Origin of the sequence: Propionispora hippei DSM 15287 (assembly GCF_900141835.1) — a bacterium.
Classification (GTDB): domain Bacteria; phylum Bacillota; class Negativicutes; order Propionisporales; family Propionisporaceae; genus Propionispora; species Propionispora hippei.
Genome location: NZ_FQZD01000005.1, coordinates 234,354 through 248,745, shown reverse-complemented (window position 1 = coordinate 248,745; position 14,392 = coordinate 234,354). Strand labels below are relative to the sequence as shown.

The 14,392-nt window shown below is 46.1% G+C and carries 13 protein-coding genes; 1 reads left to right on the top strand and 12 read right to left on the bottom strand.

The window, feature by feature from the left end:
- Positions 1-8: 8 nt before the first annotated feature.
- The 10 genes from cydB to pdaB form a co-directional block, all read right to left on the bottom strand.
- Positions 9-1,013 carry a cytochrome d ubiquinol oxidase subunit II gene (gene cydB / locus F3H20_RS03100; protein ID WP_149733502.1) on the bottom strand — a complete coding sequence of 335 codons (1,005 nt, stop codon included), beginning with the start codon at positions 1,011-1,013 and terminating at the stop codon, positions 9-11.
- The gene (locus tag F3H20_RS03095; protein ID WP_149733501.1) at positions 1,004-2,386 is read right to left on the bottom strand and encodes a cytochrome ubiquinol oxidase subunit I; all 1,383 of its coding nucleotides are present in this window, start codon (positions 2,384-2,386) and stop codon (positions 1,004-1,006) included. The genes cydB and F3H20_RS03095 overlap by 10 nt, the downstream gene beginning before the upstream one ends.
- Before the next feature lie 362 nt (positions 2,387-2,748).
- Positions 2,749-3,267, bottom strand: coding sequence for a DUF6789 family protein (locus tag F3H20_RS03090; RefSeq protein WP_149733500.1), 519 nt, complete (start codon positions 3,265-3,267; stop codon positions 2,749-2,751).
- Positions 3,268-3,655: 388 nt separating this feature from the next.
- Positions 3,656-3,988, bottom strand: a complete 333-nt coding sequence (locus F3H20_RS03085) for a hypothetical protein (RefSeq protein WP_149733499.1) — start codon at positions 3,986-3,988, stop codon at positions 3,656-3,658.
- 717 nt (positions 3,989-4,705) lie between these two features.
- Positions 4,706-6,241, bottom strand: coding sequence for a glutamine-hydrolyzing GMP synthase (gene guaA, locus F3H20_RS03080; protein ID WP_149733498.1), 1,536 nt, complete (start codon positions 6,239-6,241; stop codon positions 4,706-4,708).
- A 46-nt stretch (positions 6,242-6,287) separates the two neighbouring features.
- Complete coding sequence (locus F3H20_RS03075; protein ID WP_149733497.1) at positions 6,288-7,112, bottom strand: MTAP family purine nucleoside phosphorylase; 825 nt, start codon at positions 7,110-7,112, stop codon at positions 6,288-6,290.
- Positions 7,109-8,155 (bottom strand): cyclic dehypoxanthinyl futalosine synthase, encoded by a 1,047-nt coding sequence (gene mqnC / locus F3H20_RS03070; RefSeq protein ID WP_149733496.1) that lies wholly within the window; start codon positions 8,153-8,155, stop codon positions 7,109-7,111. The genes F3H20_RS03075 and mqnC overlap by 4 nt, the downstream gene beginning before the upstream one ends.
- On the bottom strand, positions 8,152-8,991 hold the full coding sequence (locus F3H20_RS03065) for a menaquinone biosynthetic enzyme MqnA/MqnD family protein (RefSeq protein ID WP_149733495.1): 840 nt from the start codon (positions 8,989-8,991) through the stop codon (positions 8,152-8,154). The genes mqnC and F3H20_RS03065 overlap by 4 nt, the downstream gene beginning before the upstream one ends.
- On the bottom strand, positions 8,978-10,096 hold the full coding sequence (gene mqnE / locus F3H20_RS03060) for an aminofutalosine synthase MqnE (protein ID WP_149733494.1): 1,119 nt from the start codon (positions 10,094-10,096) through the stop codon (positions 8,978-8,980). The genes F3H20_RS03065 and mqnE overlap by 14 nt, the downstream gene beginning before the upstream one ends.
- A 168-nt stretch (positions 10,097-10,264) precedes the next feature.
- Positions 10,265-11,005, bottom strand: a complete 741-nt coding sequence (pdaB, locus tag F3H20_RS03055) for a polysaccharide deacetylase family sporulation protein PdaB (protein WP_149733493.1) — start codon at positions 11,003-11,005, stop codon at positions 10,265-10,267.
- 179 nt (positions 11,006-11,184) lie between these two features.
- On the opposite strand from pdaB, the gene F3H20_RS03050 reads away from it, so the two are divergent.
- A complete protein-coding gene (locus F3H20_RS03050; RefSeq protein ID WP_149733492.1) occupies positions 11,185-11,667 on the top strand; it encodes a hypothetical protein in 483 nt (160 codons plus the stop codon).
- 306 nt (positions 11,668-11,973) lie between these two features.
- Here the strand turns inward: F3H20_RS03050 and F3H20_RS03045 are convergent, their stop codons facing one another.
- Positions 11,974-12,423: a cupin domain-containing protein gene (locus tag F3H20_RS03045; protein WP_149733491.1), complete on the bottom strand. Its 450-nt coding sequence runs from the start codon at positions 12,421-12,423 to the stop codon at positions 11,974-11,976.
- Between the two features lie 316 nt (positions 12,424-12,739).
- Entirely contained in the window at positions 12,740-14,383 is a 1,644-nt protein-coding gene (gene groL, locus F3H20_RS03040; RefSeq protein ID WP_149733490.1) for a chaperonin GroEL, read from the bottom strand.
- Positions 14,384-14,392 lie beyond the last annotated feature (9 nt).

Genomic DNA, 14,392 nt, shown 5'->3' with positions numbered 1-14,392 from the left:
AAATATGCTTAATATTCTAAGCTTTTAGCCGTTACCCGTTTTCTAAATACCCAATAGGTCCAGGCCTGATAGACCAGCACGACCGGCACCAGTAAAAGGGCCGCCACGGTCATGATTTTCAACGTATAGATGCTAGATGACGAATTATGGATAGTCAGACTCCAGGCCGGATTTAAACTGGAAACCATAAAACGGGGGAACAACCCGGCAAAAAAGGCAACCGTAGTTAGTATAATCGACAGGCTGCTTGTGGCAAACGCCCAGCCGTACTTACGCTGCCAGGCAAGAATATAGCCCAGGACGAAAATAATTGCGGCTCCCCAAAAAGCGACTGCCGCCAGCGAGCTGGCAAATAAATCGGTCTTTGCATAGCTCAAGCCCAATAGGCCCAGAAAGACTATTGCTGCCGCTGCGCCGCTGCTTAACGCGGTCCGGCGAATTCGCTCCACTAGCTTGGTATCCACCTTCAAAGCAAGGTATAGAGCGCCATGAAACAAGAATACCAGCAGAAATGCCAAGCCACCGGTCAAGGAGTAGGGACTGAGCAAATCGAAAAAGGTTCCCACATAATGCATCTTCTCGTCAATTGGAACGCCCTGAATCAAATTGGCGACCGCCACACCCCATAACAAGGCCGGTACGGCACTGCCGATAAAAATCATCCAGTCCCAGGTGGCGCGCCAGGTTCTATTTTCATCCTTGCTGCGGAATTCAAAGGCCACCCCGCGCACAATCAGCGCCATAAGCAATAAAAACAGAGCCATGTAGAACCCGCTGAACAGGGTGGCGTATACATGGGGGAAAGCGGCAAACAAGGCCCCGCCCGCCGTAATCATCCAAACTTCATTGCCATCCCAGACAGGACCAATAGTATTAATGATAATCCGCCGTTCCGTATCATCCTTCCCTAGAAAAGGCAGCAACATACCTACGCCATAATCAAACCCTTCCAGAAAGAAAAATCCGGAAAATAATACGGTAATCAAAATAAACCACAGTACATTCAGCTCCATAATGTCGCCTCCTTTACCGTCCCCGTTTTGACCGGCTGCTCCTTCTCCGGCCCTTTCAATATAAACTTACGGGCCAGATATATTGCGGCAATAGCCAGTACGCCATATACCAAAGTAAAGCCGGTCAGCGATATCCAAAGCTCGGTAGCCGTCACATTAGGCGAAACAGCCTGACTCACCTTCTGCAAACCATAAACAATCCAGGGCTGACGTCCGCCTTCCGTGACAAACCAGCCGGTGGAATTGGCCAGATACGGCACCGGCAGGCTCCAAAGCACCGCCTTTAATAGGTACGACGACGATTCCAGACGTTTTAAATACCAAGCCAAAACACTGACTACCGCCAGTAGCAGCATCCACATGCCTGATACGATCATGATACGGAAACACCAAAAGAGCTGTGTCACAGCCGGTATGTAATTGCCCGGTCCGTATTTATCCGTATAAAGCTGTTGTAACTCCTTGATACCCTTTACTTCTCCCGTAAAAGAATCATGGGCTAACACGGTTAGTGCATAGGGCACCGCAAGTTCGGCGGGATTTTCCTGATTCTTTTCGTCAATGACGGCAGCTATGGCAAAAGGAGCCGGATCGGCAGACTCCCAAAGGGCTTCCATCGAAGCCAGTTTCATTGGCTGTACCTTGGCAACATATTGTGTCTGCAGATGCCCTGTGCCCATAACCAGAAAGCCACAGAGCAAGGTACAGATTACCCCGATTTTATAAGAAGAACGGAAAAAGTCCAAATGTGTTTTCTTCAGCAAATGGTAGGCGCTGATTGCCATAACGAAAATTCCTGCCGTTACCAGCCCTGCCAGAACTGTATGGGGAAACTGGTTCCATACATAAGGATTTTTAATTAAAGCCATAAAGTCCGTCATTTCAGCCCGGCCATTTTTTAGGGCATACCCAGCCGGCGACTGCATAAAAGAATTAGCCGTTAATATCCAGAAGGCCGACAAATTGCTGGATAGCGCGACAATCCAAATACAGAGTGCATGGAGCTTGGAGGACAACCGGTCCCAGCCGAAAATCCATATTCCCAGGAAGGTGGATTCCAGGAAAAAAGCGGTTAACGCTTCCAGCGCTAAGGGTGCGCCAAAAATATCCCCCATGAACCGGGAATACTCGGACCAATTCATACCAAAATGGAATTCCTGAACAATACCGGTGACGACACCTACAGAGAAGTTGACAAGAAATAATTTGCCCCAAAACTTAGCCATTTGTTTGTAAATAGGATTATTGGTTCGTACATAGGCTGTCTCCATCAATGCCACCAGAATAGACAAGCCCAGTGTAAGAGGTACAAACAAAAAATGATACACCGTAGTAATGCCAAACTGCCAGCGCGCTAAAAACACTTCGCCCATCATTCAACCTCCTTGTACTGTTAATACTTTTACTCTAATCTCCTTTGAAAGATTTGTCAATTATTTTCCACTAATAATTATTATCGGACAAAATAACTATTCTGCAGAAAAGCACCTGCCATATTTCATAGATTTAGTTGCATCCAGCTATATCATGCTTATTTCTACAAAGCCTGCCCTATTCTTTGTATGGCAGACCATGGGGAATACAGAAGAGTTCTCCCGGCAGTCCCCTCTGATTATTTCGCTAAGAACAGCATATTGTGCTAGTACTTCAAAAAAATAACCCTGTAAAACCATTGACGCTCGGTCTCACAGGGTTATTTTTTATTGCCACTCAACCGAATTTAGTCAGCTTACCATTACTTCTCTTTATCTTCTCTATCTCCCAGGGGCTTCATTGCCGGTGCCACATTCGTTCCGTATGACGATTTGATTTCTCCATAAAGCAATTTATTTGTTGTATAAGCCAGTGCAAGACCATATACAGTCGCTCCGCTAATATTTAGTATTGCTGTCTCAACTGAAGTCGGTGTAGTCCCAACTACCTTAAATATAGTTGAGATTGCATAAGCGCCAAGCCAAACTACTAGGGAAAATACCCATCCTTTTAAATAAATTTTCTCACGCTTTATCAAGGGCAGCAAGTAGGCAAAAAGAATTCCTAATACCCCGCAAAAAAATACATTGACGATCATAGCTATAATAGTTTCTATTAATTCAAAAGCGGGGGGATGAGCAAATATCATAATGGCCATCCAATCTACATTACGCAAATGAGAAATTTGCAACACCGCTCCTGACAAAAGACTCCAGGCCAGCATCGCAATACCTCCGCTTATACCTGCTAAAAACCCTCTGCTAAATGTATCCCTTTCCAAATTCAGGCCTCCTCTTCTCATTAAGAATAATATGATTAAACCGTTCGCAATTTATTCGATAAAATCTCCCACCTTGAAAAATCAGAGACAGAAACAGACGTATAAACAAAAGGTAGTAAGATAAAAAGAGCAAGCATTTACTTATAGACGCTGCCCTGCCTACATTAAGACGGCTCAATAGAGTCATCTTGTACAATCTATCTATTTTTCATTTTGATTTTCTTGTACTAATGGTTTAAGTACTGGCTGTGGAATGAGATTCGCACTTGTTTGTTTATACGCTTTGACTAAATAAGTATAAACATAGGCGGTAGTTGTTCCATAGATTAATCCTCCTACTAAATGTACCGTCGATGTCACGAAATTAGTAGGGTACAATCCTTCAATCCTAAATGCTGTGACGAAAAACATTGATTAAAAACCAGTATAAAACACCAAAAAGAGTACCTTTCAATATAATATTTTGTCTACCCAAAACCTTCAGCATCATTATAAAGACTATCCCTAGAAATCCACAAAAAATATAAACAATTGACTCCGCAATAACGGCTACTAATAAACTATCTGGTATTTGGTTAAAGTTTATAATCCCTGCAAAATCCATGAACCGATATTTAGTTAACCCAAATCCGTAATACATAGTAAGAGTAAAAAACATTTCAGCCATAGAGCCAATTAGTCCAGCAAGGAACCCCTGGATCGTATGGTCCCGCATGTCCATTAAAATCCCCCTTAATCTTTCTGCTAAATCTATTTTAGTATGTCCCAATACATAGCAATGTAGCATACAAAATAAACACAATTAAATGACAAGGCTTATTTAGCTCCCTGAGTATAAGAATAATATTTCTCTGCCGGCAGCGGCTCACTCAAAGCTGATAATTCCCTCAAACGCCAAGTATTCTTTACTGCTCTATATCCCAATCCTTTATTTAGCCTATAGCTTGCGGTATCAGTGTTAAGTGATTTTGATGCAGTCCACAAAGCCAGAAATTCCTTTAGTGCGCGGGGTAGAAAAAGAGCCTATAAACCCCGACTTTATAAGGGTTTATAGACTCTTTATTCTTGGGGCACTGCCATTTATTCTTCAAAGGGCATTTCCCTGTATTTACGCTGGTTGAGGATAAAAAAAGACCTTGCACAAACTTCGTAAAAAGCTTTAATGCAAGGTCGTTTTTTCGATGTCGGCAGGCTAAGCCATTTATGCTCCAAAGGGCATTTCCCTGTATTCTCCCTGACTTCGCCAGGAATGCCCGCCACTCCATGGTGACCGCTCTTTTTAGCAGGCAGAAATCCCTGTGTTTACGCGGGTTGAGGATAAAAAAAGGACCTTGCACAAGCTTCGAAAAGCTTTAATGCAAGGTCGTTTTTTCTATGTCGGCAGGCTAAGCCATTTTGCCCTTTGGCGGATAAATGGCAGTGCCCTACGACATATTCTTTATTCCCACTCAATCGTGGAAGGCGGTTTGGAGGTTATGTCGTACACAACCCGGTTGACCCCTTTCACTTCGTTAACAATCCGGCGGGAAATAGCATCCAGCACTTCGTACGGCAACCGTACCCAGTCAGCGGTCATACCGTCCTCGCTGGATACGATCCGCAGCCCTACCGTATAGGCATAGGTGCGCTCGTCGCCCATGACTCCGACGCTTTTCATGGCCGGCAAAATGGCAAAGGATTGCCATACCTTACGGTACAAATCGGCCTTTTTGATCTCCTGATGCACAATGGCATCAGCTTCTCTTAAGATATCCAGACGTTCTTCGGTGATTTCACCGATAATCCGGATAGCCAGTCCCGGTCCCGGGAAAGGCTGGCGCCAAACAATATCTTCCGGCAGTTCCAGTTCTCTGGCCAGAGCCCGCACTTCGTCCTTGAACAGATCACGCAGCGGCTCGACAAGGGCAAACTGCATGTCTTCCGGCAAACCGCCCACATTGTGGTGGCTTTTAATCACCGCTGCCGTAGCCGTACCGCTTTCCACAACGTCCGGATATAAAGTGCCTTGTACCAAGAAGTCAATTTCGCCTAATTTTTCGGCTTCCGCTTCAAAAACCCGGATAAATTCTTCACCGATGATTTTACGCTTCTGTTCGGGATCGGTAACGCCTTCCACCCGTTTCATAAAACGGTCCACCACATTGGCATAGACCAGATTCATATGGAAACCGTCACGGAAGGTCTTCACTACCTGTTCCGGCTCTCCCTTGCGCAGGAAACCATGGTTTACAAATACACAGGTGAGCTGATCGCCAATGGCCCGGTGAACAAGCACAGCCGCCACCGAAGAATCAATGCCGCCGCTCAGGGCGCACAAAACACGCTTATTGCCCACCTGCGCCTTAATGGCCTGAATCGCCTGATCCACAAAGGACCCCATATTCCAGTCGCCCTTACAGTCGCAAATACTGAACAGGAAGCTCTTTAGCATCTTCATGCCTTCCGGCGTATGTACCACTTCCGGATGGAATTGCACACCATAAATGCGCTTTTGTTCATCAGCCATAGCCGCCACCGGCGTGCTCTTAGTATGGGCAGTTACGCTAAAACCGGCCGGAGCCGCTTCAATGTAGTCGCCATGGCTCATCCACACCTGCGTTTCCTTCTCTGTTTCACTGAAAATACCCTGGTTCAAGTCGACATACAGCTTAGTATTACCATATTCCCTGGTATCAGCGTGAGAGACTTTGCCCCCCAGCGTATGGGCCATAAATTGCATCCCATAGCAGATTCCTAAAACAGGAACGCCCATTTCGAATACTTTCGTATCACAGACAGGAGCCTGTTCACTATAGACACTGGATGGGCCTCCGGAGAAAACAATCCCTTTTGCATTCATGGCAGCCAATTTTTCAATAGGCGTATTGAAAGGCACGATCTCGCAATATACGCCGCATTCGCGAACCCGGCGGGCAATCAGTTGGCTGTATTGGCCGCCAAAATCCATAATTATTACCAATTCACTATGTTTCATAAATGTAACAATCCCTCCTACTTAGAGCGTACTATATCATATCCGCCTACTTATTGTAAATAGTTTTTAGCAAGGTTTCCTTCCTTAATTCGCTACAGCCACAAGTTCCCTCCACCGGCATTTGACGAATGGTATCAATAAGTATCCGGCCAATCAGCGGCGCATCATCGTAAAAAATATCGCTTAATTGCTGATGGGACCAATCCTTGACCACACCTTCACCATAATTGACAACGAAATACAATCCGGCATAGCAGGCTCCAATTTCCCGGGCCAGATAGACTTCCGGGCACAGGCTCTGACCTACAATATCAGCATGTCCCTGCAGCATGGCAATTTCCGCCGGACTTTCAAAATGACGCCCGTCGGTCACGGCATACACGCCGCGTTGAAAAATACGCCCCTCGTAGTGCTGCCGCGTGTGTTCCAACAATTGCGAACGGATTTCGGGGCACAGGGAATCACGCATAATCAGTAAATACCGTCCCTCCAGCCCGACATCCTTCCGCAGCGACATATCTATATAATCGTGAGGAATAACGAAATCACGGGGATCAAGCAGATGGTTAACCGAACCGACCCCGCCTTCGGAAATAATCCGTTTGACTCCTGCTTCCCTGAACACCCAGAAGATTTGCCGGGAGGCATCAGCCCGGCTGACGCCGCTGCGCCAGCCGTGCATTTTGCAGGTAAGCACCTGTTTATCATCCACACGAAACAGCCGGAAGGCCGGACTTACGCCATAAGGAGTTTCAAACTCCAGATTGTCGTCCAATATTGTAATGTTATCCTCTTGCATGCCGGCCGGGAAATCACTGGACAAAGTCCCGGAACCGCCGATAATTGCATAACTTGCTTTTACCATAGTCATGGTTTCACCTCGGAAAAATGTTTTATGATATGATAGGCCGTATCACGCTGCGCCGGCTGTTTGCCGGCCGCCCGGATCAAGCCGGTCATCTTGTCAATAGACATTTGATAAGCCGTACCGGCCGCCCTGACCACATTCTCCTCCAGCATGATACTGCCCAGATCATCCGCACCAAAGGCCAGGGTTAACTGCCCGACCCGTTCGCCCTGAGTCACCCAGGAACCCTGTATGTGACGGACATTGTCCACATACAATCTGGCAATCGCCAGCGTACGCAAATATTCCCAGGCTGAAATTTTCTCACCGCCCAGCTTAGTGTTGCCCGGCTGATAGGACCACATAATAAAGGCCCGAAAACCGCCTGTTTTTTCTTGTAAATTGCGGATTTTATCCATATGTTCTATCCGCTGAGCATAGGTCTCTCCCATGCCGATCACCATCGTTGCCGTCGTTTTCAACCCAACCGCATGGGCCGTTTCCATTACCTGCAGCCATTCGCCGGCGCTGATTTTTTTGGGGCTGACTCTTTGCCGCACTTCATCGACCAGGATTTCCGCCCCACCGCCCGGCAGGGAATCCAATCCCGCCGCCTGCAGCCGTTTTAAGGTTTCACCGACGGACAAGCCTTCTTTTCTGGCGACATACAGCACTTCGGTAGGCGTAAAGGAATGAATGGTGATAGGGTACCGCTTTTTGATTTCCTGCAAGAGACCGGTATAATAGTCGAGGCCCAAAGCAGGATTAAGGCCGCCTTGCAGCATAATTTGCGTACCGCCGGCCTCCATGGTCTCACTTATTTTATCAAGAATCACCGTGGTGGGCAGCAAATAGGCTTCCTGGTGGCCAGGCTGCCGGTAAAAGGCACAAAAATGACATTCACTGGCACAAATATTGGTATAATTAATATTCCTGTCCACAATGAAAGTAACTACATTATCGGGATGCAATTCTTTTCGTCTGGCATCAGCCGCCAGACCTAACGCTAAAATATCTTCCTTTTCCAATAAAGCTTGTCCTTGTTTTGCCGTCAAGCGATCCGTCATAGCATTACCTCCGCCATTCTCAATTCCGGAACAGTCGACAGCAAGCCAAGCGTCTGGGCACGCCTGTAATAAGTAAGCAAAGCCTCCTCATGCTGCGGCGTAAAGCCATAGTTCAATAGCTTTAGATAATCAGAGATTTGCCGCGCACTGAACGGAGCGTGCCGTTCCCTGGCCGCAGCAGCTTCCTCAACATGCGTTAAGCCATAAGCGAAAGCACCGGTTACCTGTTCATAAGCATATTGCACAAGCGCTGGATTTTCTTGGGCAAACTTACGGTTAACGACCCATACGGCATATACCATGGAAAGATTCGTCAACTTACGCCACTCGGCCCCCATATCATAATAATAGTAGCCGTCCTGCCGGTTCAAATAGGCATGCAGCGCATCATCGCCGATAAACAATACCGCGTCGGCCGTATCCAGCACGCCTTCCGCCAAAGAAAGCGCACTGACAGCATATTGCGGACATAGATGATAAGCTTGCTCAAGCACAATTTTGAGCTGCACATGGGAAGTGGCCGATTTGGAAGTCAAAGCTATATGAGCGCCGTTCAGTTCCTCAATTGGACGTTTGGCTACCAAAAGGATACTTTGTAAGCCACCGGCCGCACTAATAGACACGTTGGGCAGCAAGAAAAATTGATCGGCATGCAAGGCATACATAATAGAAGAAACCGGGCTTATATCCAGTTGACCTGCCACAATAGCCTCATTCAAAGCCGAAGGAACCTGGGGATAAATATCCATTCCCCGGGCAAAACCGCCCTGCGTCAGCCCATAATCCAACGGCAGGCAGTTAATAAAATTAATGTGTCCAAGTTTAGGCTTTAGCATGATCAGAGCCATCCTCTCCATATACCTTTACAGGATGGTAGAAGGTATCCCTCTCGACCGGAACATAGCCGGTTTCCCGTATCAGTGTAATTAGTTCCTGTTTGCTTATCCCCTTTTGGGTAGTCGCTCCGGCGGCATGGATGATTTTTTCCTCCTGAACGGTACCGTCCAAATCATCAACACCAAAATGCAGTGCCAGTTGAGCAACCGGCAGGCTGAGCATCATCCAAAACGCTTTGATGTGGTCAAAATTATCCAATACCAATCTAGCCATAGCAATCAGTTTTAAATCTTCCCAGCAGCTCGCTCTTCTTGCCTTGCTGCTCAGCCCTGTATTCTCAGGGTGAAAAGGAAAAGCAACAAAGGCCTGAAACCCGCCGGTCTCATCCTGTATATCACGCAGTGTCAGCAAATGCCTGATTCTTTGCTCCGCGGTTTCAATATGGCCGTATAACATCGTGGCATTGGTCGGGATATTCTGACGGTGAGCTTCCTTAATAACGTCAATCCATTGTTGCGTAGTTGCTTTAGCGGGGCAAATAACCTGTCGCACGGCGTCATCCAAAATTTCCGCTCCGCCGCCAGGCAGCGAATCCAGACCGGCTGCTTTTAACTGGGCAAGCACAGCCTTCACCGGTAAACCGCTAATTTTGCTAAAATGAACAATTTCCACCGGAGTAAACGCTTTCAGATGAATATGCGGCAAGGTCCGTTTGACTGCGGCAATCACATCTAGATAATAGCTAAACGGAGTTGCCGGATGCAGTGCGCTTACCATGTGCACCTCGGTCAGATCAGGATTTTCCCGTCCGGCGGTTTCCACCAGCCGCACCACCTCGGAAATATCCATCAGATAGGCATCGGCACTATTCTCCAGACGGGCAAATGCGCACAACGGACATTGCGATACACAAATATTAGTCAGATTTACATGCCTGTTTACATTAAAAAACACTTGGCGGCCTGATCTGGTGTGCTTCACCGACCGGGCCAAATTAGCCAAATGCAGTAGATCTCCTTGCTGGTATAAAGCCATCGCTTCATCAAAATCCAGCCGCTTGCCGGAGATGATGTTAGCCGAAGCCGTTGTTAGCAGCGAGTTCATATGAGTTGCACCTTCATTTCGTGTTCCCTTGTAATTTTGAGCAGTACTTCTTCAAATTATGTAACTCTTTTACTTTCGCCGGAAACAGCTCATTTCCTTCTAGGACATAAAAATTGCACAGGCTTCCATGCAAAACGGGCAGTTTTCACTGCCCGACCATAGCTTTCATCAATGCTTCAAAATTCCCTGCCCGGCATAGTTTTGCAGTAAATCACCGACCGTCACAAAGGTGTAGCCTTCCGCCTTGATCTTTTCCAGCAAAATAGGCAAAGCCTCCGCCGTTTGCACCGGTGTATCGGAAGCATGCATCAGAATGATAGCGCCCGGTTTAAGCCGTTTCATGACCCGTTCCACAATAACATCTCTTCCCGGATTTTTCCAGTCCAGCGAATCGACATTCCAGATAATCGTTTTATAGCCCAGTTCATCGGTAGTCTTCAAGGAACTTTGGGAATAGTGCCCGTTCGGCGGACGCAACAGTACCGGTTCCACACCGGTAACTTCCTTGATCTGGGCATGCGCTTTTTGAATATCCTCACGTACCCAGTCAGCACTCCTGTCGCCATAATTTTCATGCCGGTAGCCGTGACTGCCTACCTCATGGCCGTCTGCAACGATGCGCTTTGCAACGTCCGGATATTTTGTCGCCCAGGGTCCCATAATGAAGAAAGTCGCCTTTACATTATATTGTTTCAGTGTATCCAGAATCGACGGAGTAAATTTATTGCCCCAGGAATGATCAAAGGTTAGCGCCACAACCTTTTGATCCGTCCTGGTCCCGGCAATGGCAATCGGACCGGTATGAATCAGATCGGCAACCTGAATATATACCGTACTAATCGCCAGCAAGCCGACTACGCTGTAAAATAAATGCCGGAATGTTTTAAACCGCCGCAAATCAAAAATCATCTTTTCGCCCCCTTATCCGCAAGAACCTCGCCCAATACTACTTATGCAGCAAAGCTCTCCAATATGCCCGACGGAGCAAAAAGATCGATTCATATCGCCGCTCCTTTCCATACCTGCATAAAACTCTCCCCCCTAAGGCACCATACTATAAAATACTGACAAGAAGGGAACAAACCACGATGGAGCTTGTAACACTTTTGTTTTACCCAGTATATTTGCTTGTGACTTTTTCCTTCACTTTGATTTTTATTCCGAAAAAAGATTATAAAGAATATTTTATTTACGGTTTTCTATTAGGAGCGTTTGGCGATGTTCTTATTGTTAGTCTGTTTCAGAACGTTCTTCATATTATGTGGTTTAAGAATATGGGACTGTTTGCTGCTTGGGGCCAGAATTTTCTTTCTCCGGCAAGCTGGCTTACAACTGTCATGTTATTTCTTTACTTTTTCCCCAAAAAGAAACTTTTCCGTTACCCCTATATTTTCACTTTTTCCTGCGCCAGCGTTGGTTATGGACTTTTGGTAAGGAATGCAAACTTATTTGATTTCCGATCTTGGCTTTACCCCTATGTTTCGCTTTTTGTGTTTTTCCTTTGGTGGTCTTGTATCACCTGGATTTTCTTAAAAACAAGCTCTTTTTTCAATAGCGAAAGAAAAGTGTAAGGCATCTGTAGACATATAAAAGAGCCTCACAAAAGTTTTTCACTTTGTGAGGCTCTAAAAATAAGGATCAATCCGGCCATAAATAATAATATATTTCAATAATAGCGCGAGTCATAGCACCTAAAGGCAAAATTAATTCTCTTCCTGCTCTGTCTACTGTTCGCATTTTACACTCATCACCAAGGGCGGAAAGTAAATTAATTGCAGTATAAAACTTAATTCTCACAATAATATCGTGTAATGATCGTATTTGTAAAAAATTCGCAATAAATGTAAATTTTGACCGGACTATCTGCAGGCTGTTTCTTAATAGCCATGTTCGTCTGCCTCGGCATCAGCCTTTGTAACATGCACGGTTCCTTGGGGATGTTGAGGTGGCGCATAAATTGAATACAGTTTTAAGGAACCTTCTCCCTTATTAATTAAGTTATGCCACGTCCCTGCCGGAATAATAAATGCATATCCAGCACCGATATTCCTCTGGAAGCACAAATCATTTTTGTGGATGCCCATTTTTACAAGACCTAACCCCTTTTCAATACGAATGAACTGGTCAAGATGCTGATGAATCTCCAGTCCGATCTCACCGCCAGCAGGGATACACATTAGAGTTAACTGCATAAAATCGCCCGTCCATATCGTGGTGCGAAATGTCTTATTTTGTTTTGTCGCCTGTTCTATATTTACAATAAAAGGTTTCGGGCCATAATCAATTATATTTGGCGCTTTATTCCAGCGATATCTGGGATAATTCATATTGTCCCTCCTTTTCGGTCCTTTGTTACCATTATATGAAGCTACACGAAATTAGTGTATATGCACTATGTCTTCTTATTATCATATGACCCCAGCTCTATTAACCGTAAGCTTAAGAAAAAACAGAACGTGAAATGTTGCGACTATTAGGACAACCATTTACATGCCACCAAGACAATGAAAAAGAGGTCGCCCACAAGTTTTGTCAACTTATGGACAACCTCTAATATTTTTTACAAATCTCGTTAACAAATCGTTAACATTGGAGTTATGGGAGCAACATACCCAGCTTATTTACTGGTTTGTAAAGCGCACCTTACATCATGCCGCCCATACCGCCCATGCCACCCATACCGCCCATAGCAGCGGCAGCAGCAGCACCGTTATCTTTTTCCGGTTTGTCAGCAACCAGGGTTTCCGTAGTCAACACCATAGCAGCAATGCTGGCTGCGTTTTGCAACGCGGAACGGGTAACTTTGGCCGGGTCAACGATACCGGACTTAATCATGTCAACATATTCCTCAGTCAACGCATTGAAGCCAATTCCTTTGCCGGATTTTTTCACGCCTTCCACAACAACCGAGCCTTCCAAGCCGGCGTTGTTAGCAATCTGACGGACAGGTTCTTCAATGGCGCGTTTCACCAGTTCCATACCGGTCTTTTCGTCACCGATGAGGGTCAGGGAATCCAGTACAGTCTGAATATCAATGAATGTAGTACCGCCGCCTGCGACAATACCTTCTTCAACAGCGGCACGAGTAGCATTCAATGCATCTTCAATGCGCAGTTTCTTTTCTTTCAATTCTACTTCGGTAGCAGCACCTACTTGGATAACCGCCACACCGCCAGCCAATTTAGCCAGACGTTCCTGCAGTTTTTCTTTATCAAAGTCGGAAGTGGTTTCTTCGATTTGTGCTTTAATTTGATTTACACGGGCTTTGATCTCGTCGGAGGAACCGGAACCGTTAACTACAGTGGTTTCTTCTTTAGAGATGCGAACCTGACGGGCCCGGCCGAGGTCGGTGATTTCCACGCTGTCCAGCTTACGGCCTAGCTCTTCGGTAATAACGCTGCCACCGGTCAGGATAGCAATGTCTTCCAGCATGGCCTTGCGGCGATCGCCAAAACCGGGAGCTTTAACAGCCACGGCTTTAAAGGTGCCACGAAGTTTATTTACTACCAACGTAGCCAGTGCTTCGCCTTCAATGTCTTCGGCAATAATGAGCAACTCGCGGCCCTGTTGAACCACTTTTTCCAGTACAGGCAGTAAATCAGCAATAGCGGTAATCTTACGGTCGGTGATTAAAATGTAAGGATCATTCAGCACAGCTTCCATTTTATCGGCATCGGTGATCATGTAAGGAGAGATATAGCCGCGGTCAAACTGCATACCTTCTACTACTTCCAGATCAGTGCCCATAGTCTTGGACTCTTCTACCGTAATAACACCGTCTTTACCTACTTTTTCCATCGCTTCGGCGATCAGCGTACCGATCTCTTCATCGGCGGCGGAAATCGAAGCAACCTGAGCAATGGCGTCTTTCGTTTCTACCTTTACGGCGTTCTTTTTAATTTCAGCTACCAAAGCTTCTACTGCTTTTTGGATGCCTTTTTTCAGGATCATCGGATTAGCGCCAGCCGCTACATTGCGCATACCTTCACGAATCATAGCCTGAGCCAGCAAAGTAGCGGTTGTGGTTCCGTCACCGGCTACATCGTTAGTTTTTGTGGCAACTTCTTTAACAAGCTGAGCACCCATATTTTCAAACGGATCTTCCAGTTCAATATCACGGGCAATAGTTACACCATCATTGGTAATGGTCGGTGCACCAAATTTTTTATCAAGAACAACGTTACGGCCTTTCGGTCCTAAAGTTACTTTTACAGCATTAGCAAGCGCATTTACCCCTCTTTCGAGTGCGCGGCGTGCTTCTTCGTCAAATATAATTTGCTTTGCCATTATGTATTA

What these genes read in the sequence shown, in the direction of transcription:
- F3H20_RS03085 (WP_149733499.1), bottom strand. Translation starts at nt 3,988, where the DNA reads ATGGACATGCGGGACCATACGATCCAGGGGTTCCTTGCTGGACTAATT.
- F3H20_RS03075 (WP_149733497.1), bottom strand. Translation starts at nt 7,112, where the DNA reads ATGACTATGGTAAAAGCAAGTTATGCAATTATCGGCGGTTCCGGGACT.
- mqnC (WP_149733496.1), bottom strand. Translation starts at nt 8,155, where the DNA reads ATGACGGATCGCTTGACGGCAAAACAAGGACAAGCTTTATTGGAAAAG.
- pdaB (WP_149733493.1), bottom strand. Translation starts at nt 11,005, where the DNA reads ATGATTTTTGATTTGCGGCGGTTTAAAACATTCCGGCATTTATTTTAC.
- mqnE (WP_149733494.1), bottom strand. Translation starts at nt 10,096, where the DNA reads ATGAACTCGCTGCTAACAACGGCTTCGGCTAACATCATCTCCGGCAAG.
- cydB (WP_149733502.1), bottom strand. Translation starts at nt 1,013, where the DNA reads ATGGAGCTGAATGTACTGTGGTTTATTTTGATTACCGTATTATTTTCC.
- guaA (WP_149733498.1), bottom strand. Translation starts at nt 6,241, where the DNA reads ATGAAACATAGTGAATTGGTAATAATTATGGATTTTGGCGGCCAATAC.
- F3H20_RS03065 (WP_149733495.1), bottom strand. Translation starts at nt 8,991, where the DNA reads ATGCTAAAGCCTAAACTTGGACACATTAATTTTATTAACTGCCTGCCG.
- F3H20_RS03095 (WP_149733501.1), bottom strand. Translation starts at nt 2,386, where the DNA reads ATGGGCGAAGTGTTTTTAGCGCGCTGGCAGTTTGGCATTACTACGGTG.
- F3H20_RS03050 (WP_149733492.1), top strand. Translation starts at nt 11,185, where the DNA reads ATGGAGCTTGTAACACTTTTGTTTTACCCAGTATATTTGCTTGTGACT.
- F3H20_RS03045 (WP_149733491.1), bottom strand. Translation starts at nt 12,423, where the DNA reads ATGAATTATCCCAGATATCGCTGGAATAAAGCGCCAAATATAATTGAT.
- groL (WP_149733490.1), bottom strand. Translation starts at nt 14,383, where the DNA reads ATGGCAAAGCAAATTATATTTGACGAAGAAGCACGCCGCGCACTCGAA.